Origin of the sequence: Ruania suaedae (assembly GCF_021049265.1) — a bacterium.
In the GTDB taxonomy this organism is placed as follows: domain Bacteria; phylum Actinomycetota; class Actinomycetes; order Actinomycetales; family Beutenbergiaceae; genus Ruania; species Ruania suaedae.
Window position 1 is genome coordinate 2,867,419 of record NZ_CP088018.1, and the last position, 23,064, is coordinate 2,890,482.

Genomic DNA, 23,064 nt, shown 5'->3' on the forward strand with positions numbered 1-23,064 from the left:
GCGCGCACGCGAGGGCCCGCCAGAGCGGGCACTGCCGACCAGAGTACTCCGAGCGCAGCAAAAGCGTCAAAGCCTCGGGGCCCGGATGTGGTACGGAACACGGGATGAGAGCCCTGGGAGTGCTATGCCAGCTCCTCGAGCAGCCCGACGGCGTCCGCCGGGCGGCGCAGCAGCAGCACCGGAGGTGCGTCCGCAGCTGCGTGCCAGGCCCGCATCCGCTCGCGCTTGCGGCGCCAGGACCGGAAGTGCCATCGGATGATCGAGTGGCGCGGGGACAGTGCCCGCCCCAGGGTCTCCCGGTTGCCGTTGCACGTGAGCTCGCCGGTGCGGACCCGACGGGCGGTGCGGCGCAGCAGCCTCGCCAGCGACACCAGCCGGGGATAGTCGAGCGCCACCACCACGTCCACGCGCTCGAGGGCGAGCGCGCACTGGCGCCCGTACACGGAGTCGAACACGTAGCGGTCGGCCTCGAGGCGGGGAACGATCCGCCGGTCCAGCTCCTCGGGCGCGACCTGTCCCCATCCGGGGTCCCAGCCGAGCTCGTCGACGAGCGTCAGCGGCAGGTCGAGACGCTCGGCGAGGGCAGCCGCGAGGGTGGACTTGCCCGAGCCGGTCGTTCCGTAGCAGAGCACCCGCCGCGCCGTGCGCACATCCTGCGCCGTCCCCTGACTCACAGTCGAGGACTGTACCCGCCGGGCGGGGGCGGCCGGGCATGCCGATGGCCCGGCGCCCCCTGGGGGCACCGGACCATCGGTGAGGACCTGCTCAGCCGCCGATCAGCGGAAGTCCGCCTCGAAGCCACGGCCGAGGTCGAGCTCCTCGAGCGCGATCGCCTCGCCACCGTCGGAGACGGGGCCGTAGTCGATCTCGTCGTAGCCGAAGCTCGGGTAGATCTCCGCCTTCGCTGCCTCGGTGGGCTCCACCCGGATGTTGCGGTAGCGGGGCAGGCCCGTACCGGCCGGGATGAGCTTACCGAGGATGACGTTCTCCTTCAGACCCAGCAGCGAGTCCGAGCGGCCACTCATCGCGGCCTCGGTCAGCACCTTGGTGGTCTCCTGGAACGAGGCGGCGGACAGCCACGACTCGGTCGCCAGGGAGGCCTTGGTGATGCCCATGAGCTCGGGGCGGCCCGAGGCGGGCTGGCCGCCCTCGGAGACCGTCCGACGGTTCTCGTCCTCGAACCGGCCGCGCTCGGCGAGCTCGCCCGGCAGCAGGTTCGACTCGCCCGAGTCCAGCACGGTCACGCGGCGCAGCATCTGCCGCACGATGACCTCGATGTGCTTGTCGTGGATGTCCACACCCTGGCTGCGGTAGGTCTCCTGCACCTCGTCCACCAGGTGCTTCTGCACCGCACGGGGCCCGAGGATGCGCAGCACCTTCTTCGGGTCCACGGCACCGGCGACCAGCTGCTGGCCGACACCCACCCGGTCGCCGTCGTGCACGTGCAGACGTGCCCGCTTGGTGACCTGGTAGACGAAGTCCTCGCTGCCGTCGTCAGGGGTGACGACGATCCGGCGCGAACGGTCGGTGTCCTCGATGCTGACACGCCCGGCGACCTCGGCGATCGGAGCCTCACCCTTGGGGGTGCGGGCCTCGAAGAGCTCGGCCACACGCGGCAGACCCTGGGTGATGTCCTCGGCACTGGCCACACCACCGGTGTGGAAGGTCCGCATCGTCAGCTGCGTACCCGGCTCGCCGATCGACTGCGCGGCGATGATGCCGACAGCCTCGCCGATGTCCACCAGCAGGCCGGTGGCCAGGGAGCGGCCGTAGCACTTGGCGCAGGTGCCCACCCGGGACTCGCAGGTCAGGACCGAACGCACCTTGAGCTGCTCGACACCGGCAGCCAGGAGCTCGGAGATCAGCACGTCGCCGACGTCCTGACCGCCCTCGCCGAGGACCGTGCCGTCGGGTCCGGCCACGGGCCCGGCGAGGGTACGTCCGTAGACGCTGGTCTCGACGGTGTCCGCACGGCGGACCTCCCCGGTCGTGGACGTCTCCATGATCGGCAGGGTGAGGCCACGCTCGGTGCCGCAGTCCTCCTCACGGATGATGACGTCCTGGGAGACGTCCACCAGACGACGCGTCAGGTACCCGGAGTCGGCCGTCCGCAGCGCGGTGTCGGCCAGCCCCTTACGCGCACCGTGCGAGGCGATGAAGTACTCCAGCACCGACAAGCCCTCGCGGTAGTTGGACTTGATCGGGCGCGGGATGATCTCGCCCTTGGGGTTGGCGACCAGACCGCGCATACCGGCGATCTGACGGACCTGCATCCAGTTACCGCGCGCTCCGGAGGTCACCATGCGGTTGACCGTGTTCGAGGCGGAGAAGTTCTCCCGCATCGCGGTCGCCACCTCGTCGGTGGCCTGGTTCCAGATCTCCACCAGCTCCTGACGACGTTCGTCGTCGGTGAGCAGACCACGGTCGAACTGGCCCTGGACCTTGGCCGCCTTCTCCTCGTAGCGGGCGATGATCTCGGCCTTGGCCTCGGGCGCCTCGACGTCGGAGATGGCGATCGTCAGCCCGGACCGGGTGGCCCAGTAGTAGCCGGCATCCTTGAGGGCGTCGAGGCTCGCGGCCACGACCGCCTTCGGGTAGCGCTCGGCCAGATCGTTGACGATGGCGGAGATCGACTTCTTGTCGGCCACCTCGTTGAAGTACGGGTAGTCGACCGGGAGCGCCTCGTTGAACAGCACGCGGCCCAGGGTGGTGCTCACCAGCGCCGGCTGCCCGGGCTCCCAACCCTCGGGAGCCTCCCAGCCCTCGGAGGACACGACGCCCTCGAGCCGGATGGTGATGTGGGCGTTGAGGTCCAGTGAACCCGCGTCGAACGCCATCATCGCCTCGGCGACGGTGGTGAACGAGCGTCCGGTACCGATCGGCTCCCCCTCCTTCTCGGAGGTCAGGTGGAACAGCCCGATGATCATGTCCTGCGAGGGCATGGTGACCGGACGGCCGTCGGAGGGCTTGAGGATGTTGTTCGAGGACAGCATCAGGATGCGTGCCTCGGCCTGCGCCTCCGCGGACAGCGGCAGGTGCACGGCCATCTGGTCACCGTCGAAGTCGGCGTTGAAGGCGCCACACACCAGCGGGTGCAGGTGGACGGCCTTACCCTCGACCAGCTGCGGCTCGAAGGCCTGGATGCCCAGGCGGTGCAGGGTGGGGGCACGGTTGAGCAACACCGGGTGCTCGGTGATGACCTCTTCGAGGACATCCCAGACCACCGAGCGCGCGCGCTCGACCATCCGCTTGGCGGACTTGATGTTCTGCGCGTGGTTGAGATCCACGAGCCGCTTCATCACGAACGGCTTGAAGAGCTCGAGCGCCATCTGCTTGGGCAGCCCGCACTGGTGCAGCTTCAGCTGCGGCCCGACCACGATGACGCTACGACCGGAGTAGTCGACGCGCTTACCGAGCAGGTTCTGGCGGAAACGCCCCTGCTTGCCCTTGAGCATGTCGGAGATCGACTTCAGCGGCCGGTTGCCCGGTCCGGTGACCGGACGCCCACGGCGACCGTTGTCGAACAGCGAGTCCACGGCCTCCTGGAGCATCCGCTTCTCGTTGTTGACGATGATCTCCGGCGCACCCAGGTCCAGCAGCCGCTTGAGGCGGTTGTTGCGGTTGATGACGCGACGGTAGAGGTCGTTGAGGTCGCTGGTGGCGAACCGGCCACCGTCGAGCTGGACCATGGGTCGCAGGTCCGGCGGGATGACCGGGACGCAGTCCAGCACCATCCCCTGCGGGGAGTTGGTGGTGGTCAGGAACGCGTTGACGACCTTGAGCCGCTTCAGCGCACGGGTCTTGCGCTGGCCCTTGCCGGAACGGATGGTCTCGCGCAGCGACTCGGCCTCGGCCTTCAGGTCGAAGGACTGCAGACGCTTCTGGATCGCGCCGGCACCCATCGCGCCCTCGAAGTAGTTGCCGTAGCGGTCCTGGAGCTGGCGGTAGAGCAGCTCATCGCCCTCGAGGTCGGAGACCTTGAGGTTCTTGAACCGGTCCCACACCTGCTCGAGCCGATCGAGATCGGCGTCGGCGCGCTTGCGCAGCTGCGCCATCTCGCGCTCAGCGGAGTCCTTCACCTTGCGGCGGGCGTCCGCCTTGGCGCCCTCGGCCTCGAGCTCGGCCAGATCCGCCTCGAGGCGCTCGGCCCGCTTGGCGATGGTGAGGTCGCGCTTCTTGGCGATCTCGTCCTTCTCCAGGTCGATCTCGTTCTGCAGGCTCGGCAGATCCTCGTGGCGTCCGTCCACGTCCACCCACGTGATCATGTAGGCGGCGAAGTAGATGACCTTCTCGAGGTCCTTCGGGGCCAGGTCGAGCAGGTAGCCGAGGCGGGAGGGCACACCCTTGAAGTACCAGATGTGGGTCACCGGGGCGGCGAGCTCGATGTGCCCCATCCGCTCACGGCGGACCTTCGAACGGGTGACCTCCACGCCGCAGCGCTCGCAGATGATGCCCTTGAAGCGGACGCGCTTGTACTTCCCGCAGTAGCACTCCCAGTCCCGGGTGGGGCCGAAGATCTTCTCGCAGAAGAGGCCGTCCTTCTCGGGCTTGAGGGTGCGGTAGTTGATGGTCTCGGGCTTCTTGACCTCGCCGTGCGACCAGGCGCGGACCTCGTCCGCGGTCGCGAGACCGATACGCAGCTCGTCGAAGACGTTGACGTCGAGCAATTTTCCTACTTCCTTCGGTGGATCACCGTGTGGAACCAATCAGGTCGAGGCCGCGTCCGGTGCGCGGGCCGAGGGGCCCTCGCACCGGACGCGCCGCTCAGATCTCTTCGACGCTGCTCGCGTCGGGACGGCGGGACAGGTCGATACCGAGCTCTTCAGCGGCGCGGTAGACCTCCTCGTCGGTGTCGCGCATCTCGATGGAGGTGCCGTCGGAGTTGAGCACCTCCACGTTCAGGCACAGCGACTGCATCTCCTTGATCAGCACCTTGAACGACTCCGGGATACCCGGCTCAGGGATGTTCTCGCCCTTGACGATCGCCTCGTAGACCTTGACGCGGCCCGGGACGTCGTCGGACTTGATCGTGAGCAGCTCCTGCAGCGCATAGGCGGCGCCATAGGCCTCAAGCGCCCAGACCTCCATCTCACCGAAACGCTGACCACCGAACTGCGCCTTACCACCGAGCGGCTGCTGGGTGATCATCGAGTACGGTCCGGTCGAGCGGGCGTGGATCTTGTCGTCGACCAGGTGGTGCAGCTTCAGGATGTACATGTAGCCGACGGCGATCGGGGCCGGGAACGGCTCGCCGGAACGCCCGTCGAACAGGTGGGCCTTTCCGGTGGAGTCGATCAGGCGGTCCCCGTCACGGGTCTCCCGGGTGCACTCCAGCAGGCCCTGGAGCTCGTCCTCGTGCAGACCGTCGAACACCGGGGAGGCGACCGGGGTACCCGGCTCCCCCACGCGTGCGTCGTCACGCAGGTGACTCGCCCAGGCGGGCATCTGCCCGTTCTTCGCCTGCTCGATGCCGACGTCCCAGCCCTGCTTGGCGACCCACCCGAGGTGGGTCTCCAGGACCTGGCCGACGTTCATCCGGCCCGGGACACCGAGCGGGTTCAGGATGATGTCCACGGGCGTGCCGTCCTCGAGGAACGGCATGTCCTCGATCGGCAGGATCTTGGAGATGACGCCCTTGTTGCCGTGACGGCCGGCGAGCTTGTCGCCGTCGGTGATCTTGCGCCGCTGGGCGATGTAGACCCGCACCAGCTGGTTCACGCCGGGGGGCAGCTCGTCGCCGTCCTCGCGGTTGAACTCACGCACGGCGATCACCGTGCCGGACTCGCCGTGGGGCACCTTCAGCGAGGTGTCGCGCACCTCCCGCGCCTTCTCGCCGAAGATCGCGCGCAGCAGCCGCTCCTCCGGGGTCAGCTCGGTCTCACCCTTCGGGGTGACCTTGCCGACCAGGACGTCGCCGGCCCCGACCTCGGCACCGATGCGGATGATGCCCCGCTCGTCGAGGTCGGCCAGCACGTCGTCGGAGACGTTGGGGATGTCGCGGGTGATCTCCTCCGGGCCGAGCTTGGTGTCGCGGGCGTCGACCTCGTGCTCCTCGATGTGGATCGAGGAGAGGACGTCGTCCTGCACCAGCCGCTGGGAGAGGATGATGGCGTCCTCGAAGTTGTGCCCTTCCCAGGACATGAACGCCACCAGCAGGTTCCGTCCGAGAGCCAGCTCGCCCTCGTCGGTGGCCGGACCATCCGCGAGCACGGAGCCCTCGGAGATCTTGGCACCCTCCTCCACGAGCACGCGCTGGTTGTAGCAGGTGCCCTGGTTGGAGCGGCGGAACTTGGCCACCCGGTAGGTCATCGTCGTGCCGTCGTCGTTGGCCACGACCACCGCATCGGCCGAGACCTCGGTCACCACGCCGGCCTTGCTGGCCACGATCACGTCACCGGCGTCGACCGCGGCACGACGCTCCATGCCGGTGCCCACGAGCGGGGCCTCGGAACGGACCAGCGGCACGGCCTGGCGCTGCATGTTGGCGCCCATCAGCGCACGGTTGGCGTCGTCGTGCTCGAGGAACGGGATCATCGCGGTCGCGACCGAGACCATCTGCCGGGCGGAGACATCCATGTAGTCGATGTCGTTCACCGGCATGTCGATCGCCTCGCCACCACGAAGCCGCACCAGGGCGGTCTCCTCGGCGAAGCGCCCGTCCTCGGCGATCGGTGCGTTGGCCTGCGCGATGACGTAGCGGTCCTCGTCGTCGGCGGTCAGGTAGTCCACCTGATCGGTGACCTTGCCCTTGACCACCTTGCGGTAGGGCGTCTCGACGAAACCGAACGGGTTGATACGCGCGTAGGTGGCCAGCGAGCCGATCAGACCGATGTTCGGCCCTTCCGGGGTCTCGATCGGGCACATACGTCCGTAGTGCGAGGGGTGGACGTCGCGGACCTCCATGCCGGCGCGGTCACGGGAGAGACCACCCGGGCCCAGCGCGGACAGACGCCGCTTGTGCGTCAGGCCGGCCAGCGGGTTGTTCTGGTCCATGAACTGCGAGAGCTGGCTGGTGCCGAAGAACTCCTTGATGGAGGCCACGACCGGACGGATGTTGATCAGCGTCTGCGGCGTGATCGCCTCGACGTCCTGAGTGGTCATCCGCTCACGCACCACGCGCTCCATCCGGGACAGCCCGGTGCGCACCTGGTTCTGGATCAGCTCACCGACCGCGCGGATGCGACGGTTGCCGAAGTGGTCGATGTCGTCCGTCTCGACGCGCACCTCGATCGGCTCGCCGTGGCGCACGCCCGGCAGCTCGTCCTCGCCCTTGTGCAGCGCCGCCAGGTACTTGATCGTGGCGGTCACGTCGGTGAGGGAGAGCACCGAGTTCTCCAGCGGCGCATCCACGCCCAGCTTCTTGTCGATCTTGTACCGACCGACCTTGGCCAGGTCGTAGCGCTTGCCGTTGAAGTAGAAGTTGTCTAGCAGCGCCGTTCCGGCCTCGACGGTCGGCGGCTCGCCCGGGCGGATCTTGCGGTAGATGTCCAGCAGCGCCTCGTCCTGGGTGTGCACGGAGTCCTTCTCGAGGGTCTCCAGCACGGTCGGGTAGTCGGCGAACTCCTCGCGGATCTCGGACTCGGTCATGCCCAGGGCCTTGAGGAACACCGTGACGGACTGCTTGCGCTTGCGGTCCACGCGCACACCGACGGCGTCGCGCTTGTCGATCTCGAACTCGAGCCAAGCGCCGCGCGAGGGGATGACCTTCGCGGTGAAGATGTCCTTGTCCGAGGTCTTGTCCGGGGTCTGGTCGAAGTACACGCCCGGCGAGCGCACCAGCTGGGAGACGACGACCCGCTCGGTGCCGTTGATGATGAACGTCCCGCGGTCGGTCATGAGCGGGAACTCACCCATGAACACCGTCTGGGACTTGATCTCACCGGTGGTGTAGTTGACGAACTCCGCCGTCACGAACAGCGGCGCGGAGTAGGTGAAGTCCTTCTCCTTGCACTCCTCGGCCGTGTACTTCGGCGGCTCGAAGCGGTGATCACGGAAGGAGAGCGACATCGTCGACCCGAAGTCCTCGATCGGGGAGATCTCGGTGAAGATCTCCTCCAGACCGGAGGTGGTCGTGACGTCGTTGTTGCCTGAGGAGACCGCGGCTTCGACCCGCGCCTGCCACCGCTCGTTGCCGAGCAGCCAGTCGAAGCTGTCGGTCTGGAGACCGAGCAGATCCGGTGCCTGGAGCGGCTCGTGGATCCTGGCGAAGGAGACCCGGCGAGAGGCAGTACGTTGGGCGATAGCTTCAGCGGTCGGAGCAGAAGGGGTGCGCGAGGCAGCCAAGAGGGGTCCTTCCCTACGAATTGTGTGCACACACGCTCACGCCCGCCCACGCGCACCGCTGTCAGGCCCCTCGTGCGATACCTGGCCGGGTGACCGGTTCGGCGACGTCCGAGGTGCTTGAGAGGTGGGCTGAGGCAGACGACAGCGCAAAGCGACAGCATACCCGCGCATGGGGGCACTGTCCAGTCTCGGTCAGAACGGGGCCGAGGTCCCGGACGGCGAGAAGGCCCGCACCATCGGTGCGGGCCTCCTCGCCTGTGGCATGTCAGCCACGCGATCGGCGGGTGGGCCGGGGATCCGGACAGTGCCGGTACCGGCCACCCGCGCGGATCACTTGAGGGTGACGGTGGCGCCGGCGCCCTCGAGCGCCTCCTTGGCCTTGTCCGCGGCCTCCTTGTCGACACCCTCCAGGACCGGCTTGGGGGCGCCGTCGACGAGGTCCTTGGCCTCCTTCAGCCCAAGGCTGGTGAGACCACGCACCTCCTTGATGACCTGGATCTTCTTGTCGCCGACGCTCTCGAGGACGACGTCGAACTCGGTCTGCTCCTCCTCGGCAGCGGCCTCGCCGCCGCCGGCGGGGGCGCCACCGGCCACGGCCACGGCGGCCGGGGCAGCGGCGGTGACCTCGAAGGTCTCCTCGAACTGCTTCACGAACTCAGAGAGCTCGATGAGGGTCAGTTCCTTGAAAGCGTCGATGAGCTCGTCGGTGCTGAGCTTCGCCATGATCGGCGTTCCTTCCTGTTGTGCCTGCTTGCGCGAGACGCGAGAAGCAGCGTTGGGTGGTGGTGTGAGACCAGCCGTCAGGCTGCGGTCTCGTTCGCCTGCTTCTCACGCAGGGCTTCGATGGTGCGCACTGCCTTGGAGGAGGGCGCGTTGAAGAGGAACGCCGCCTGGTGCAGCTTCGCCTTCATGGCGCCCGCAGCCTTGGCCAGGAGCACCTCGCGGGACTCGAGGTCCGCGAGCTTGGTCATGTCCTCGGCGCTCAGGGCGCGCCCGTCGAGGACACCACCCTTGACGACGAGGTTCGGGTTCGCCTTGGCGAAGTCACGCAGCCCTTTCGCCGCCTCGACCGGGTCGCCCTCGACGAAGGCGATGGCGGTCGGTCCGGAGAGCTGGCCGTCGAACGCGTCGACGCCGGCCTCCTTGGCGGCAATGTTGGTGAGCGTGTTCTTCACCACGGCGTAGCTGGTGGTACTGCCGAGCGCCGTGCGCAGCTCCTGGAGCTGAGCGACGGTGAGCCCGCGGTACTCGGTGAGCACCGCCGCCGAGGACTGGCGGAACTTCTCCGTCAGCTCGGCGACTGCTGCCGCCTTGTCAGGCCGTGCCATGAGCCCTCCCTTCCGTGATGGTCCGCTGTCGTCCGCCGCACATGACGAAGGCCCCGCGCAGGATGCACGGGGCCTGAGCTTGCCACCACGCCCGGGGGCGCAGATCCAATCTGCAGAACACGTTCACCTGCGCTGGCTCCGCTGCTGCGGAATTCTCCCCGTCTGGTGACGGGCGACCGGCGGTCTGAGGCAACGGCAAGCATAGCCACCCCAGGCCGGAGACTCCAAATCGGCCGGCCGTGACCCGCGCCACAGCGCAGGGTCCGGCGCACCATCGCCAGGGAGTACATGGCCGGGCGGACAGCCGAGGGCCCGGCCTGCCGAGGCAGACCGGGCCCGTCGGGCTCAGGCGCGGCGTCTCAGACGGCGGCCTCGGTGAGGTTGCGGGTCTTGCTCGCGTCCAGCGGGATGCCCGGGCCCATCGTGGTGCTGAGCACGGCCTTGCTGATGTAGCGGCCCTTGGACGAGGACGGCTTGAGGCGCATGACCTCCTCGAGCACGGACGCGTAGTTCTCGACCAGCTGGGTCTCGCTGAACGAGGCCTTGCCGACGATGAACTGCAGGTTGGCGTGCTTGTCGACGCGGAAGTCGACCTTGCCGCCCTTGATGTCGGTGACGGCCTTGGTCACGTCCATCGTCACGGTGCCGGTCTTCGGGTTCGGCATCAGGCCACGAGGGCCGAGCACGCGGCCGAGACGGCCGACCTTGCCCATGAGGTCCGGCGTGGCGACCGCGGCGTCGAAGTCGGTGTAGCCCCCGGCGACCTTCTCGATCAGCTCGTCGCCGCCGACCTCGTCCGCACCGGCCGCGATGGCCTGCTCGGCACGATCACCGGTGGCGAAGACGATGACGCGGGCTGTCTTGCCCGTGCCGTGGGGCAGGTTGACGGTGCCGCGCACCATCTGATCGGCCTTGCGGGGGTCGACGCCGAGCCGGAAGACGACCTCGACCGTCTCATCGAACTTCGAGCTCGCGGCCTTCTTGGCGAGCTGGATCGCCTCGAGCGGCGGGTAGAGCTCGTCGCGGTCGACCAGCTCGGCGGCCTTGCGGTAGGTCTTGCTGCGCGCAGTCATCTGCTTCTCCTTCGTCTCAGCAGTCGTGGTACGGGCCCGCGCGGGCCCTCCCACTGGCCCGGTGGCGGGGTGCCACCGGGGTCGTTCGCGGTGCCCGACCTCAGTCGGAGACCGTGATGCCCATCGAGCGGGCGGTCCCGGCGATGATCTTCGAGGCGGCCTCGAGATCGCGGGCGTTCAGGTCGGTCATCTTGGTCTCGGCGATCTCGCGGACCTGCGCCTGGCTGAGGGAGGCCACCTTGGCGGTGTGCGGGGTCGCGGACCCCTTGGCCACTCCCGCGGCCTTCTTGATCAGCTCGGCGGCCGGCGGCGTCTTGGTGATGAAGGTGAACGAACGGTCCTCGTAGACCGTGATCTCCACCGGGATCACGTTGCCGCGCTGGGACTCCGTCGCGGCGTTGTACGCCTTGCAGAACTCCATGATGTTGACGCCGTGCTGACCGAGCGCCGGACCGATCGGCGGAGCCGGGTTGGCAGCTCCGGCCTGGATCTGGAGCTTGATGAGGCCGGAGACCTTCTTCTTGGGGGGCATGCGCTTCTCTCTCTCGTGATGGGCCGACGCCGTGGGCGATGACCCGGTTGCAGGATGGTGCGGATCAGATCTTGGCGACCTGGTTGTCAGATCTTGGCGACCTGGTTGAACGACAGCTCGACGGGGGTCTCGCGGCCGAAGATGGAGACCAGCACCTTGAGCTTCTGGCTCTCGGCGTTGATCTCGGAGATCGTCGCGGGCAGGGTGTCGAACGGTCCGTCGGTGACGGTGACGGACTCGCCCACCGTGAAGTCCACCTGCACGGCCGGGGAGGCCGACTTGCCGCCTGCGGGCTGGGCCGAGGGGGCCTTCGACTCGATCGTGCTCGCCAGCATGGACATGACCTCGTCCAGACTCAGCGGGACCGGGGAGTGGGTGTGGCCGACGAAACCGGTCACACCGGGCGTGTGGCGCACCGCGCCCCACGACTCGTCGGTCAGGTCCATGCGCACGAGGACGTAGCTCGGGATCCGGACCCGCCGCACGACCTTGCGGACGGAGTTCTTGATCTCGACGACCTCTTCCATCGGCACCTCGACGCCGAAGATGTAGTCCTCCATGTTGAGGGACTGGATCCGGGACTCGAGGTTGGCCTTCACCCTGTTCTCGTAGCCGGCGTAGGAGTGGATGACGTACCACTCCCCCGGCAGCGAGCGCAGTTCGTCGCGGAAGGCCTCGACCGGGTCCTCCTCCACGGCCTCGGGCTCGACGGCGTCGTCGGTGGCGGTGTCGGTGGTCGCGTCCTCTGCTCCCCCGTCACCGGTTGCGGCGTCGTCGCCGTCGGTGAGCTCGACCGGGTTCTCCTCGGTCACCTCACCGGTGGGCTGAGTCTCTTCAGACACGTCCTGACCTGCTTCCATGGTTCGTTGATCGTTCACCGCTGCCTCAGCCCCGTCCGGGGCCCGCCGACCCTCAGCCGCCGAACGCCCAGAGCACCAGCCGGCCGAAGCCGAAGTCCAGCACTCCGACGTAGATCATCATCACGATGAGGAAGACGATGACGACACCGATGTAGGTGAACAACTCGTTCCTGGTCGGGGTGACGACCTTGCGCAGCTCCTGCACGACCTGCCGGACGAACCGCGCGATCCGGGCGAAGACGTTCGGCTGGACCTGGCGTGCGGCCTCGGCGTCCTTGCGGGACGTCGTCGCCCGCCCCTTGCTCTGCTGCGGTGCTCGGACCGAGCGCGCCGTCCGGCCGGCGGCCGCCGTCGCGGGCTCACTGGGCTCGCTGCCGTCCGCCTCGTCCTCGGAGGCGGCGGCCGACGTCGCATCGGCGCTCGGCTGCTGGATGTCGTCGCCGGTCTCCTCGCCCCTCGCGGCGGAGTCGCGCTCGTCCCGTGGGTCGTCGCCGCGACCGATGTCGTCGGGCTCGCCCGAATCGGCGTGGGGAGGAGTGCTCACGAAAGATGTCCTTGGATAGGCCGGTCGATCAGGTGCTCGAGATGGACGAGGAAGCAGGGCAGGAGGGACTCGAACCCACAACCGCCGGTTTTGGAGACCGGTGCGCTACCAATTGCGCCACTGCCCTTCGGGTCGCAGCCGCCGTCGCGGGATCGCGATCGAGGCGCGAACCAGCGTGGCGGACGTCAACCACCGGAACGAGTGTACCCGGCCGGACGCACCGGGTCGAACTGCTCGCACATGATCCGGGCCACGACCGTGGATACTGGGCCCGTGCGCACCCGACGGCCCCGGATCCGGATGAGTGTGCGCACGCGGGTACTCGCGGCCCTGACGCTGCTCTCGGCGATGGCGCTGACCGCCGCCGGTGTCAGCGCCTACTCTCTGGAACGTGAGCGCAGCGTCGCCCGGCTCGACGACTCCCTGCAGCGCTCGGGCGAGGAGATCGAGACCCTGGCCGCGATCGGCGTCGATCCCGAGACCGGCGAGCCCTTCGCCTCGGTCTCCGCCGTGCTGCGCACCGCGCTGAGCCGGGTGGTGCCGGCGCCGAACGAGGCCCTCGCCGGCCTGATCGACGGCGAGATCACCCACGTCCCCGAGGTGGCGACGTCGTTCCGCATCGAACAGGACCCCGAGCTCGTCGCCGAGCTCGCTCCGACCACCGGCTGGCAGGAGCCCGAGCTGTTCACGGTCGAGACGTCGCTGCGGACCTACCGCGTGCTGGCCCTACCGGTGCGCACCGACCCCCCGGGCGAGGAGGGCGCGATGGTGCTCGCCTTCGACATCGACGCCGAGTACCAGACGCTCAACGACACGTTCCGGACCTACGCACTGGTCGCCGTCGCCTCCCTCGCCTGGACCACGATCATCGCCTGGTTCGTGGTGGGCCAGCTGCTGGCGCCCATCAAGGTGCTGCGCTCGACCGCCGACGAGGTCGGCTCCTCGGACGACCTCAGCCGCCGCATCCCGGTCTCCGGCAACGACGATCTCGCCCTCCTCAGCGAGACGTTCAACCGCATGCTCGCCCGGCTGGAGCAGGCCTTCGCCTCCCAGCGCCAGCTCCTCGACGACGCTGGCCACGAGCTGCGGACGCCGCTGACGATCGTGCGCGGCCACCTCGAGCTGATGGAACCCACCGATGCCGAGGAGGTCACCAGCACCCGGGCGCTCGCCCTCGACGAGCTGGACCGGATGAACATGCTGGTCGAGGACCTGATGACGCTGGCACGCTCGCGCCGTCCCGACTTCGTGACCCTGGCCGAGGTCGACATCGCCCTGCTCACCGACGACGTGCTGGTCAAGGCCTCGCCACTGGGGGAACGCCGCTGGGTGATGGATGCGCTGGCCGAGGTGCAGGTGCCCGCGGACGGGCGGCGGCTCACCCAGGCTCTGCTGCAGCTGGCGTCCAATGCCGTCAAGTTCTCCGACGAGGGGTCCACGATCGGCATCGGTTCCGCCTCCGAGGAGTCGGAGGTCCGCCTCTGGGTCCGGGACGAGGGCTCCGGGATCCCGGCTGAGGACCAGGCGCGGATCTTCGACCGGTTCGAACGGCTCGACCTGACGGCGGACGGCAGCGGCCTGGGCCTGCCCATCGTGGCCTCGATCGCCCAGGCGCACGGCGGCCGGGTCACGCTCGAGTCCGCACCCGGCCAGGGGTCGACGTTCGTCATCCACATCCCCCGCCCCGCGACCGAGGGTCCGGGCAGCCGCGAGATCAGCGACGAAAGCAGGTAACGCACACGTGAGCCAGATCCTGATCGCCGAGGACGAGGAGCGGATCGCCTCGTTCGTGGCCAAAGGCCTGCGTTCGGCAGGCTACGTCCCCACCACGGTCTCCACCGGCGAGCGGGCCATCGACCTGGCGAGCACGGGCGAGTTCGATCTGCTCGTGCTCGACCTGGGACTGCCGGACCGGGACGGTTTCGACGTGCTGCGCACGGTCCGCTCGCTCGGGGTGAGCATCCCGGTGATCATCCTCACCGCACGCTCCTCGGTGACCGACACCGTTGCAGGCCTCGAAGGTGGCGCCGACGACTACATGGCCAAGCCGTTCCGGTTCGAGGAGCTACTGGCGCGCGTCCGCCTTCGCCTGCGCACCGAGAACGGCGGCGGGGAGTCGACCGTGCTCAGCCACGGCGGGCTCTCGCTCGATCTGCGCACACGCAAGGCCCACGTGGACGGCCGCGACGTGGAACTCTCGGCGCGCGAGTTCACACTGGCCGAGACCTTCCTGCGCAGCCCCGGCCAGGTGCTCAGCAGGACACAGCTGCTCTCGCGGGTCTGGGGGTACGACTTCGATCCTGGCTCGAACGTGGTCGACGTGTACGTGCGCTATCTGCGTAAGAAGCTCGGCGCCGCCCGCTTCGAGACCGTCCGAGGCATGGGCTACCGGCTCAGCTGACGCCGCAGGCTGCCGGCAGGGCGATGTGTCCGGACAGCCGACAGCCGGTCCTACCAGGCAGGGGCCTGGTCGGACCGGCAGCGTCACCGATGCGTGATCAGTCGCCGGAGTCGGCCGACGGAGCGCTCTGAGCGGACTCCGGGCTCTGCGCCGACTGCGGGCTCGGGGCCGACGCCGGGCTGGCCGGCGACTGCGGGCTCGGGGCGGAGGCCGGGCTGGCCGGCGACTGCGGGCTCGGCGCCGACCGCGGGCTCGGGGCGGAGGCCGGGCTGGCCGGCGACTGCGGGCTCGGCGCCGACCGCGGGCTCGGGGCGGAGGCCGGGCTGGCCGGCGACTGCGGGCTCGGCGCCGACCGCGGGCTCTGCGCCGACGCCGGACTGGCCGGCGTCTGCGGATCGGCGGGGCTCACCGGCGAGGCCGAGCTGACGGCCGTCGTGGCCGAGGCCGCCGTCACGGCGGTCACCGAGCTCGGGGTGGAGGTCGCCGCGGGGTTGACCACCATCTCCTGGCCACCGGCGCGCGGCAGGGAGCCTGCCTGCGAGCCGGCGACCTCGATGGCCGAGCCGTCGTAGTTGTCGTCGGAGTCCGCCATGGCGGTCACGGCACCACCGGCCACCGCGACGACGCCGAGGGCTCCGGTCACGATCCAGGCATTTCGAGTCTTCATGATGTCTCCTCAAGTGGTGTCCCCTGCGCGGGGACCGGCGTGCTGTCAGGTCTGAGATTTCCGTAGCGCGATGAGAGGGCCAGGAGTGAGCGATGAGAGCCTTCTCATCAGTCGTCACCGCTGCCGGCCGAGGGCGCGCTCCCGGCCGACTCCGGCGAGTCGGGGCTCACGGGCGAGTCGGGACTGACCGGCGAGGCCAGCGGCACACGCTCGGGCGAGGCCGCGGACGGCGGTGAGTCCGCCGTCTCGGGGGGTGCGGTGCTTGAGGACGAACCCGACGAACCCTGCGACGGGGGCTGCACCCGCGTGCTCGGCTCGGCCGGGGAGTCGGCCGTGGCCGCCGTCGCCGTCACCGCGGTGACGGCGGAGTCCGCCTGCGCGCTGCCCGGGTCCGGGTTCTTGTCCGTCGTGGCGGGTGGGGTCTGGTCCGGGACAGAGATGACCACCGCACCGCTCGCGTGCTCGGTCGGAGGCGTCGGGCTCGCCGCGGAGACGGCTGCCACCACGCCCAGGGCTCCCAGCGCCCCGGTCACCATCCATGCGCCACCGTTGCGACTCATCGGATCCTCCTTGCCTCGTCCTGTGCACGTCGCAGCCATGTCTGTGCCGCTCGCAGCCGTGGTTCCCGCTGGTGCGGTGCCGCCCCGGCCACCAGGGAGAGCACCACCGCAGCGGCCCGGGCCGCGAGCGAGGGGGCGTCGACGGTGCGGGCGAAGCCCTCGAACCAGTCCTCGGTCAGCTCGGGCACATGGTGATAGATCCCCGGAGCGAGTGCGGGCAGCACACTCATGTGCCCGAGCAGGGTGGCGAGGTCGTCCTCGCGAGCACCCGGCCCGAGGGAGTCCAGGTCGATGGCTCCCCGCACCCGCCCGCCGGCGGTGAAGACGTTCGCCTCGTAGAAATCGCCGTGGGTCGCCACCATCGTCGGCGCCGGGCGTCCGGCCAGCAGGGTGACGATGCCACCCTCCAGCGCCGAGATCTCCTCGGCACGTGCGGGCAGCGCGGCGCGAGCCGCCTCCGCGTGGAAATCGGCCCGGTCCACCCATGAGGGCCGGCGCGGCAGGTCGAGGACCTCCGCCGGCAGCGTGTCCAGCCAGGCCGAGACCTGCTCTGCGGCCGGCAGCAGGTCCGGGCGCCGGACGGACTCGGCGATCGCCGTCGCCAGCGGTACCCCGGACATCTGCGACAGAGCGATCACGCCGGTATCGGTGACCCCGAGCACCCGCGGGGCGTCAACCGCTGCACGGGCGAGCACCTCGTGGCGCCTCACCAGCCGGTGCGCCCGGGCCGGCGGCAGCACCTTGAGGAAGGCGGTCCGATCGGCGCACGAGGCGCGCAGCACCGCGCGCCGGGTGGGCCGGTAGCCCAGCATCCGGACCTGCGCGGGCCCTCCCTGGCCGACGCCGGCCTGGTGCAGCCAGGAACCGACCGCCACCGGGTCGGTGGCCAAGCGCAGACCGGGCAGGGCGGGGTCGTCGGTGCGACGCCACACGCGCACGTGCCGGTCACCGTCCTGGAGGGTCGCCACGCCGTCGGCCTCGGGGACCGCTGCGGTGCTGGCCACCAACGTCTCCCGCACGAGGGCGCCGGCGTGCGCGTAGCCGACGGTGTAGACCACGCTGACGCCGAGGCCGGGACGGTGGTGGATGGCCTCGACCTCCACCTCGAGACCGTCCACCTCGTCCGGCCCGAGCGCGGCGCGGACCAGCTCGGGGGCCTCGGGCCCCGAGAGCAGGGCCAGATCCTCGGGCACACATATGGTCATGGTGATAGTCGACGCGGGCCGGATGGCGCGAGCGTGAGAATACGATGAGAGAACTCTCATACAGTGGCGGTGTGGCACGCGACCTGCGCACCCTCCCGAAGGCCCACCTGCACCTGCACTTCACTGGATCGATGCGCCCGAGCACCCTGGTCGAGCTCGCCGACGAGGCCGGTGTGCGCATCCCGGAGACGTTGCGCGAGACCGTCGCGGCTCCCGATGCGCTGCGCCTGCCCGCGAATGAGCGCGGCTGGTTCCGGTTCCAGCGCATGTACGACGCATCGCGCGCCGTCGTGCGTTCGGAGGCAGCGATGCGCCGGCTCGTGCGGGAGGCCGTGCAGGACGACGCCGCCGAGGGCTCGCGCCGGTTGGAGATCCAGGTGGATCCGACCTCCTACGCTCCCCACGTCGGCGGTATCACCCCGGCGCTGGAGATCGTCACCGATGCGGCCCGGCAGGCGAGCGCCGAGACCGGGGTCGAGGTCGCCGTCATCGTGGCCGCCTCACGCACCCGGCACCCGTTGGACGCTCGCACCCTCGCCCGGCTGGCGGTCCGGCACGCCGGGGACGGGCCCGGGGAGGTGATCGGTTTCGGGCTCAGCAACGACGAGCGGCGCGGGGTGACCTCGGAGTTCGGCGCCGCGTTCCGCATCGCTGCTCGCGCCGGGCTCGTGCTCGCACCACACGGGGGCGAGCTCCTGGGCCCGGACCACATCTCGCAGGTGGTCGCGCACCTGCACCCGGACCGGCTCGGGCACGGCGTCCGGGCCGCCGAGGACCCCGCACTGCTGGAGCGGATCGTCGCGGAGGGCATCGCGCTCGAGATCTGCCCGGCCTCGAACGTCTCGCTCGGCGTGTTCGCCGACGCCGAGCAGGTCCCGCTGCGTCGTCTGCTGGCTGCCGGCGCCGACGTCGCGCTCGGCGCCGACGATCCACTGCTCTTCGGCTCGCGCCTGCTGGAGCAGTACCGGACGGCCCGGCAGGTGCACGGACTCGACGATCGTGAGATCGCCGAGCTGGCGCGCGGGTCCATCCGCGCCTCGCGCGCGAGCCCCACCTCGCGACGGCAGATGCTGGCCGACGTGGACTCCTGGCTGGCCGGCTCCGGACCGCCCGCGGGTGAGGGAGCGCTACAGCCGGGCTGACACCAGCACCGGTTCGGGTACCAGGTCCACGCCGAACGTGGTCCGCACCCCTTCGCGCACCTCCCGCGCCAGCGCGAGCAGATCCGACGCCCTCGCGCCGCCGCGGTTGGTCAGGGCGAGGACGTGCTTGGTCGACAGCGCAGCCGGGCCCGGCGATCCGTGGCCCTTGCCGAATCCCGAGCGCGCGATCAGCCAGGCGGCACTGGTCTTGACCTGCTCCCCCACCGGGAACCGGGGGGCGTCCTGGGGCAACCGCTGCGCCTGCTCGGCCGTCATCACGGGGTTGGTGAAGAACGAGCCGGCGCTCCAGGTGTCGTGGTCCCGCGCGTCCAGCACCATCCCCTTGCCGCGGCGTAGCTCCAGGACGGCGTCCCGCACCTCCGCCGAGGCCGCCCGCTCGCCCAGGGCGACCCCGAGGGTGGTGGCGAGCTCGGGGTAGGCGATCGGCGCGCTGGTGTCGGCCAGGACGAACTGGAAGCTCACCTCGAGCACCACGAATCGCGGACTCGGCAGCCAGGCGCGGCCGGTGCCGTCGTCGGAGAAGGAGTCCTTCAGCAGCGAGGAGCGGTAGCCGAAGCCCAGCTCGGAGCGCGCCAGCGTGCGGATCCGGCCGGTGCCCCGGTCCCAGGTGCGCACGGACGAGATCACCTCGGCCACCTCCTGGCCGTAGGCACCGACATTCTGCACAGGCGTGGCTCCGGTGGAGCCGGGGATCCCCGCGAGCGCCTCGACCCCACGCCAGCCCTCGGCCACGGCGCGCAGCACCACGTCCTCCCACGGCTGACCGGCGGGCACCCGGATCGCGGCGCCGCCGCAGGCGTCCTGGCTCTCCACCGCGATCCCCCGGCGTCCGTCGCGCACCACCACGCCGGGGAAGCCGTCGTCGGCGGCGAGGACGTTGGACCCACCACCGAGCACGAGCACGGGCTCGCCCGCGGCGTCGGCCGCGGCGACGGTGGCGATGATCTCGTCCTCACTGGCCGCCTCGACGAACCTGTGCACCGGGCCACCGACGCGCAGCGTGGTCAGCTCCGCGAGCCGGACGGCGCTCGAGGCGGACAGGTCGGTCATGGGCGACCACTCTACGGGTCGGCTCTGCGTCCGGCCGGTCGGAGAGGTCATGCCTCGGCCCGCCCGCCGGCGCGGGAGTCCTCGGTCCGCGGCGCAGCGCTCGCGGGCGGCAGCTCACGGGCAGCGGGGATCGCCAGCAGCCCGGCCACGAGCGGGACCATGATCACCAGCAGCGCGTGCCGGGTGCCCACGATCTCGCCGAGGAGGCCGAGCACCCCGGGACCCACGAGGAATGCGGCATACCCGATGGTCGAGACCACCGCCAGCCGCGCCGCCGCCTTGGCCGGATCGTCGGAGGCTGCGCTCATCCCGACCGGGAAGCCGAGGGCCGCGCCCATGCCCCACAGCGCGCCCCCGGCCATCGCCACCGGCATCACGGGCACGAGGGTGAAGATGGCGAGGCCGGCGATGGCCATCGCCGTACACAGCCGCAGCACGACGACCCGTCCGAACCGGTTGAGCAGGGCGGTGCCGAGGAACCGCATCGCGGTCATACCCAGCAGGAAGATCGCCAGACCGATGGCACCGACCTCGTTCGGCGCGTCGAAGCCGTCCACGACGGCGAGCGCGAGCCAGTCGTTGGCGGCACCCTCGGTCAGCGCGGCCGCGAGCACGACCAGACCCACCAGCAGCGTCCGGCGCTCGAACCAGACGCCGGTGAAGGACGCGCGTGCTCCTCGGACCTCCTCGTCGGGCTCGCCGCCGTTCTCGCCGGCGGCGAGGTCGTCGGCGGTGAGGAAGCCGCGGGTGCACAGCAGGACGAGGGTGAGCGCGACGGCGACGACCGTGACCACGTGCAGCGGCACCCCCACCCCGGCGCGGATCACCAGCGCGCCGACGCCGGCGCCCAGCACGGTGCCGATCGAGAACCCGCCATGGAACCAGGGCATGATCGCGCGCTCCAGCCCGCGTTCGACCATCGTTCCCGCGTAGTTCATCGACACGTCCCAGCCGCCGACGCCCATGAACGTCACGAAGAGCCCGGCCACGAGCAGCCACACGGTCCCGGCATGCACGCCCGCGGCCACCACGGTCAGCCCGACGGCCGCCACGACGGCGGTGAGCGCCACGGTCCGTCGAGCCCCGAGGCCGTCGATCACCCGGCCGGTCACGGGCATCGAGAGCAACGACCCGAGCGAGCCGACGAGGATGATCATGCCGAGCTGGCCCTCGCTCAGCCCGAGCTCGTCCCTGACGGTCGGGATCCGGGAGAGCCAGTTCGCCAGCGTGAAGCCGTTGAGGGCGAAGGTCGCCATCACCAGTGCTGCACCGCGGCGCGCCCGCTGCGTGGTGTTCGTGGAGGACATCGGAACTCTCTGGGTGTGGGATCCGCGGCGATCGGAGCCCACCGCGATGCCGGTGGTACGGCGCCTAGGCTATGGTGCGGCCGACCGTGATCACCGGTCAAACGATGAGGAGCACACGCAGCGAATGAGCACCCGCGCCACCCTCACCGACGTCGCGCGCAGGGCCGGCGTGTCCCTCTCGACGGCGTCCCTCGCCTTCTCCGGTGCGGGCCCCATCGCCGAGGCCACCCGGGCACGGGTGCGCCGCGCCGCCGCGGAACTCGGGTACGCCGGGCCGAACCCGGTGGCCGCCTCGCTGCGACGGGGCCGCAGCCGCGTGGTCGGGGTGCTGGTGGGGCGGGACGTGCGGATCAACTTCCGTGACCCGGTGGCCGTGCAGACCCTGGCCGGGGTGGCCAGCGCCCTCGGGGACGCGGCGCGCGGGATGCTGCTGGTCCCCGCGGCCGATGACGAGCTCGCGGGTGGTCAGCACCTGATCCGGCACGGATCGATGGACTCGGCGGTCGTGCTGCACGCGATCGGCCGCGACGCAGCACGCATTCTGCGTGAGCGGGAGGTGCCCATGGTGTGGGTGGACCGCACCGGGCCGGGTGCGGTGTCGGTGCGGGTGCAGGACCGGGCGGGGATGTCGCTGCTCGGCCGGCATCTGGCCGGGCTCGGGCATCGCCGGGTGGCCGTGGCCACGATGCCGTGGACGGTCGACCGGATGACCGGCCCGGTCGACCTCGCCGGGACCAGGCCGCACGCCCGCTACGTCGCCGATCGCCTCGCCGGGCTACGGGACGCCGGGATCGACCCGGTCGCCGGGGAGTCCACGGCGCGCTCGCTGGTGGAGGAGGGGATCCGTGCCGGGCACGCCCTGCTGGATCTGTCCCCCCGCCCCACGGCATTGGTCGGCTTCAGCGATCTGATCGCCGCCGGACTGCTGCTGGCGGCGCAGGAGCAGGGGCTGCGTGTGCCCCAGGACGTCTCGGTGGCGGGCTTCGACGGCGTGGACCTGCCCTGGCTCGGGGACCACCGGTTGACCTCGGTGGTCCAGCCGGCGCGGGAGAAGGGCGAGCACGCCGCCCGGGCGGCCATCATGCTCGCCGACGGCACCCGGCCCGACCCGGTCTCGCTCGGCTGCAGCCTGCGGGTGGGCACGACCACGGGTCCGGTGCCCGGCTGAGGTCCGCCGCCGGTCAATCGCGGCTGACGCCTCAGGCGCTGGGCGGGTGGAGACGGACGTGTGCCTGGCTCTTGCCGAGCACGCTCGTCCCGCCGACGCTGACCAGGAGATCGACCCTGGCCGTGCCGGCGGCCGTGTCGACAGCGCCGATGACGGCACCGATCTCGAGCGTGACCTCGCCGGGATCGGGGACCGGCACCGGTCGGGTGAAGCGCACGCCGTAGGAGAGGAGATCGGCCGGGTCCTCGAGCCAGTCGGTCAGGGCGGCGCAGGCCAGGCCCATGGTGAGCATGCCGTGCGCGATGACGCCCGGCAGGCCCACCTCGGTGGCGAAGCGGTCGTTGTAGTGGATCGGGTTGAAGTCACCGCTGGCTCCGGCGTAGCGCACCAGCCGGTCCCGGTTCACGGCGCGGGCCACGCGGAAGAGTTCGGTGCCCTGCTCGACGGCGGCGGTGAGGCTCGTCATGAGTCCTCCCCACGCACGGCAAGGGTCGAGGTGACCTCGCACACCGGCTCCCCTGCGCCGTCGGAGATGGCGGTGCGGGTGGTGACCATGGCGATCCCGGCACGTTCGGTGATCGAGTCCACGTGCACGGCTGTGTGCAGCAGGTCACCGGCCACGATCGGTCGCCGGTGGGTGAACCCCTCGTTCGCATGCACCACGCGGGAGAAGTCGATCGCGGCGTCCGGATCCTCGATGTACTCGGCCTCGGCGCGTTGGGCGACGATGACCGCGAACGTGCCCGGGGCGACGACGTCGCCGTAGCCGAGCGCCTGCGCGGCCACCGGGTCGGTGTGCACGGCCGAACCGGCACCGACGGCTGCGGCGAACTCGGCGATCTTGGCCCGGGACGCGACGTAGGGCGGGGTTCCGGTGAACACCCGCCCTACGAAGTCTGCGTTGACTGCACTCATCGACGGAT

Annotated in this window: 20 protein-coding genes and 1 tRNA gene; 4 read left to right on the forward strand and 17 right to left on the reverse strand. The window is 70.3% G+C overall.

The window, feature by feature from the left end:
* Positions 1 to 122 precede the first annotated feature (122 nt).
* The 10 genes from LQF12_RS13200 to LQF12_RS13245 form a co-directional block, all read right to left on the reverse strand.
* Entirely contained in the window at positions 123 to 674 is a 552-nt protein-coding gene (locus LQF12_RS13200) for a P-loop NTPase family protein (protein WP_231053375.1), read from the reverse strand.
* A 102-nt stretch (positions 675 to 776) separates the two neighbouring features.
* Positions 777 to 4,667: a DNA-directed RNA polymerase subunit beta' gene (locus LQF12_RS13205; protein ID WP_231053376.1), complete on the reverse strand. Its 3,891-nt coding sequence runs from the start codon at positions 4,665 to 4,667 to the stop codon at positions 777 to 779.
* Positions 4,668 to 4,764: 97 nt separating this feature from the next.
* Complete coding sequence (rpoB, locus tag LQF12_RS13210; RefSeq protein WP_231053377.1) at positions 4,765 to 8,283, reverse strand: DNA-directed RNA polymerase subunit beta; 3,519 nt, start codon at positions 8,281 to 8,283, stop codon at positions 4,765 to 4,767.
* A gap of 330 nt (positions 8,284 to 8,613) precedes the next feature.
* Positions 8,614 to 9,006, reverse strand: a complete 393-nt coding sequence (rplL, locus tag LQF12_RS13215) for a 50S ribosomal protein L7/L12 (protein WP_231053378.1) — start codon at positions 9,004 to 9,006, stop codon at positions 8,614 to 8,616.
* 77 nt (positions 9,007 to 9,083) lie between these two features.
* Positions 9,084 to 9,611, reverse strand: coding sequence for a 50S ribosomal protein L10 (gene rplJ / locus LQF12_RS13220; RefSeq protein WP_231053379.1), 528 nt, complete (start codon positions 9,609 to 9,611; stop codon positions 9,084 to 9,086).
* A gap of 359 nt (positions 9,612 to 9,970) precedes the next feature.
* Complete coding sequence (rplA, locus tag LQF12_RS13225; protein ID WP_231053380.1) at positions 9,971 to 10,684, reverse strand: 50S ribosomal protein L1; 714 nt, start codon at positions 10,682 to 10,684, stop codon at positions 9,971 to 9,973.
* A 100-nt stretch (positions 10,685 to 10,784) separates the two neighbouring features.
* Positions 10,785 to 11,216: a 50S ribosomal protein L11 gene (gene rplK / locus LQF12_RS13230; RefSeq protein WP_231053381.1), complete on the reverse strand. Its 432-nt coding sequence runs from the start codon at positions 11,214 to 11,216 to the stop codon at positions 10,785 to 10,787.
* An 86-nt stretch (positions 11,217 to 11,302) separates the two neighbouring features.
* Positions 11,303 to 12,076: a transcription termination/antitermination protein NusG gene (gene nusG / locus LQF12_RS13235; protein WP_435531242.1), complete on the reverse strand. Its 774-nt coding sequence runs from the start codon at positions 12,074 to 12,076 to the stop codon at positions 11,303 to 11,305.
* A 52-nt stretch (positions 12,077 to 12,128) separates the two neighbouring features.
* Positions 12,129 to 12,620: a preprotein translocase subunit SecE gene (gene secE / locus LQF12_RS16510; RefSeq protein WP_354004676.1), complete on the reverse strand. Its 492-nt coding sequence runs from the start codon at positions 12,618 to 12,620 to the stop codon at positions 12,129 to 12,131.
* Between the two features lie 54 nt (positions 12,621 to 12,674).
* A tRNA-Trp gene (locus LQF12_RS13245) sits at positions 12,675 to 12,747 on the reverse strand.
* A 146-nt stretch (positions 12,748 to 12,893) separates the two neighbouring features.
* Between LQF12_RS13245 and LQF12_RS13250 the strand changes: the two genes are divergently transcribed.
* Entirely contained in the window at positions 12,894 to 14,354 is a 1,461-nt protein-coding gene (locus LQF12_RS13250; RefSeq protein WP_231053383.1) for a sensor histidine kinase, read from the forward strand.
* A 7-nt stretch (positions 14,355 to 14,361) separates the two neighbouring features.
* Positions 14,362 to 15,021: a response regulator transcription factor gene (locus LQF12_RS13255; RefSeq protein ID WP_231053384.1), complete on the forward strand. Its 660-nt coding sequence runs from the start codon at positions 14,362 to 14,364 to the stop codon at positions 15,019 to 15,021.
* A gap of 97 nt (positions 15,022 to 15,118) precedes the next feature.
* Here LQF12_RS13255 and LQF12_RS13260 read toward each other — a convergent pair whose 3' ends face one another.
* From LQF12_RS13260 to LQF12_RS13270, 3 genes are all read right to left on the reverse strand, one after another.
* Complete coding sequence (locus tag LQF12_RS13260; protein ID WP_231053385.1) at positions 15,119 to 15,688, reverse strand: hypothetical protein; 570 nt, start codon at positions 15,686 to 15,688, stop codon at positions 15,119 to 15,121.
* Positions 15,689 to 15,795: 107 nt separating this feature from the next.
* Positions 15,796 to 16,248 carry a hypothetical protein gene (locus tag LQF12_RS13265; protein WP_231053386.1) on the reverse strand — a complete coding sequence of 151 codons (453 nt, stop codon included), beginning with the start codon at positions 16,246 to 16,248 and terminating at the stop codon, positions 15,796 to 15,798.
* A complete protein-coding gene (locus LQF12_RS13270) occupies positions 16,245 to 17,453 on the reverse strand; it encodes a phosphotransferase (protein ID WP_231053387.1) in 1,209 nt (402 codons plus the stop codon). The genes LQF12_RS13265 and LQF12_RS13270 overlap by 4 nt, the downstream gene beginning before the upstream one ends.
* A 44-nt stretch (positions 17,454 to 17,497) precedes the next feature.
* Here LQF12_RS13270 and LQF12_RS13275 point away from each other — a divergent pair, with 44 nt between their 5' ends.
* Complete coding sequence (locus LQF12_RS13275) at positions 17,498 to 18,595, forward strand: adenosine deaminase (protein WP_231053388.1); 1,098 nt, start codon at positions 17,498 to 17,500, stop codon at positions 18,593 to 18,595.
* Here the strand turns inward: LQF12_RS13275 and LQF12_RS13280 are convergent.
* Both LQF12_RS13280 and LQF12_RS13285 read right to left on the reverse strand, forming a co-directional pair.
* Positions 18,581 to 19,666, reverse strand: a complete 1,086-nt coding sequence (locus LQF12_RS13280; RefSeq protein ID WP_231053389.1) for a UDP-N-acetylmuramate dehydrogenase — start codon at positions 19,664 to 19,666, stop codon at positions 18,581 to 18,583. The two genes, LQF12_RS13275 and LQF12_RS13280, sit on opposite strands and share 15 nt — an antisense overlap.
* Before the next feature lie 47 nt (positions 19,667 to 19,713).
* Positions 19,714 to 20,973, reverse strand: coding sequence for an MFS transporter (locus LQF12_RS13285; protein ID WP_231053390.1), 1,260 nt, complete (start codon positions 20,971 to 20,973; stop codon positions 19,714 to 19,716).
* A gap of 124 nt (positions 20,974 to 21,097) precedes the next feature.
* On the opposite strand from LQF12_RS13285, the gene LQF12_RS13290 reads away from it, so the two are divergent.
* Positions 21,098 to 22,141, forward strand: coding sequence for a LacI family DNA-binding transcriptional regulator (locus LQF12_RS13290; RefSeq protein WP_231053391.1), 1,044 nt, complete (start codon positions 21,098 to 21,100; stop codon positions 22,139 to 22,141).
* Positions 22,142 to 22,172: 31 nt separating this feature from the next.
* On the opposite strand, the gene LQF12_RS13295 is transcribed toward LQF12_RS13290, so the two are convergent.
* The gene (locus LQF12_RS13295) at positions 22,173 to 22,607 is read right to left on the reverse strand and encodes a MaoC/PaaZ C-terminal domain-containing protein (RefSeq protein ID WP_231053392.1); all 435 of its coding nucleotides are present in this window, start codon (positions 22,605 to 22,607) and stop codon (positions 22,173 to 22,175) included.
* A complete protein-coding gene (locus tag LQF12_RS13300; RefSeq protein WP_231053393.1) occupies positions 22,604 to 23,056 on the reverse strand; it encodes an FAS1-like dehydratase domain-containing protein in 453 nt (150 codons plus the stop codon). The genes LQF12_RS13295 and LQF12_RS13300 overlap by 4 nt, the downstream gene beginning before the upstream one ends.
* Positions 23,057 to 23,064: the final 8 nt, after the last annotated feature.

Bases quoted from the DNA above. Each gene is read 5' to 3' on its own strand.
- rplK (WP_231053381.1), bottom strand. From the start codon at position 11,216: ATGCCCCCCAAGAAGAAGGTCTCCGGCCTCATCAAGCTCCAGATCCAG.
- LQF12_RS13290 (WP_231053391.1), top strand. From the start codon at position 21,098: ATGAGCACCCGCGCCACCCTCACCGACGTCGCGCGCAGGGCCGGCGTG.
- nusG (WP_435531242.1), bottom strand. From the start codon at position 12,076: ATGGAAGCAGGTCAGGACGTGTCTGAAGAGACTCAGCCCACCGGTGAG.
- rplL (WP_231053378.1), bottom strand. From the start codon at position 9,006: ATGGCGAAGCTCAGCACCGACGAGCTCATCGACGCTTTCAAGGAACTG.
- LQF12_RS13265 (WP_231053386.1), bottom strand. From the start codon at position 16,248: ATGAGTCGCAACGGTGGCGCATGGATGGTGACCGGGGCGCTGGGAGCC.
- LQF12_RS13260 (WP_231053385.1), bottom strand. From the start codon at position 15,688: ATGAAGACTCGAAATGCCTGGATCGTGACCGGAGCCCTCGGCGTCGTC.
- LQF12_RS13285 (WP_231053390.1), bottom strand. From the start codon at position 20,973: ATGTCCTCCACGAACACCACGCAGCGGGCGCGCCGCGGTGCAGCACTG.
- LQF12_RS13295 (WP_231053392.1), bottom strand. From the start codon at position 22,607: ATGACGAGCCTCACCGCCGCCGTCGAGCAGGGCACCGAACTCTTCCGC.
- rplJ (WP_231053379.1), bottom strand. From the start codon at position 9,611: ATGGCACGGCCTGACAAGGCGGCAGCAGTCGCCGAGCTGACGGAGAAG.
- LQF12_RS13280 (WP_231053389.1), bottom strand. From the start codon at position 19,666: ATGACCGACCTGTCCGCCTCGAGCGCCGTCCGGCTCGCGGAGCTGACC.
- rplA (WP_231053380.1), bottom strand. From the start codon at position 10,684: ATGACTGCGCGCAGCAAGACCTACCGCAAGGCCGCCGAGCTGGTCGAC.
- LQF12_RS13275 (WP_231053388.1), top strand. From the start codon at position 17,498: ATGAGAGAACTCTCATACAGTGGCGGTGTGGCACGCGACCTGCGCACC.
- LQF12_RS13270 (WP_231053387.1), bottom strand. From the start codon at position 17,453: ATGACCATATGTGTGCCCGAGGATCTGGCCCTGCTCTCGGGGCCCGAG.
- LQF12_RS13300 (WP_231053393.1), bottom strand. From the start codon at position 23,056: ATGAGTGCAGTCAACGCAGACTTCGTAGGGCGGGTGTTCACCGGAACC.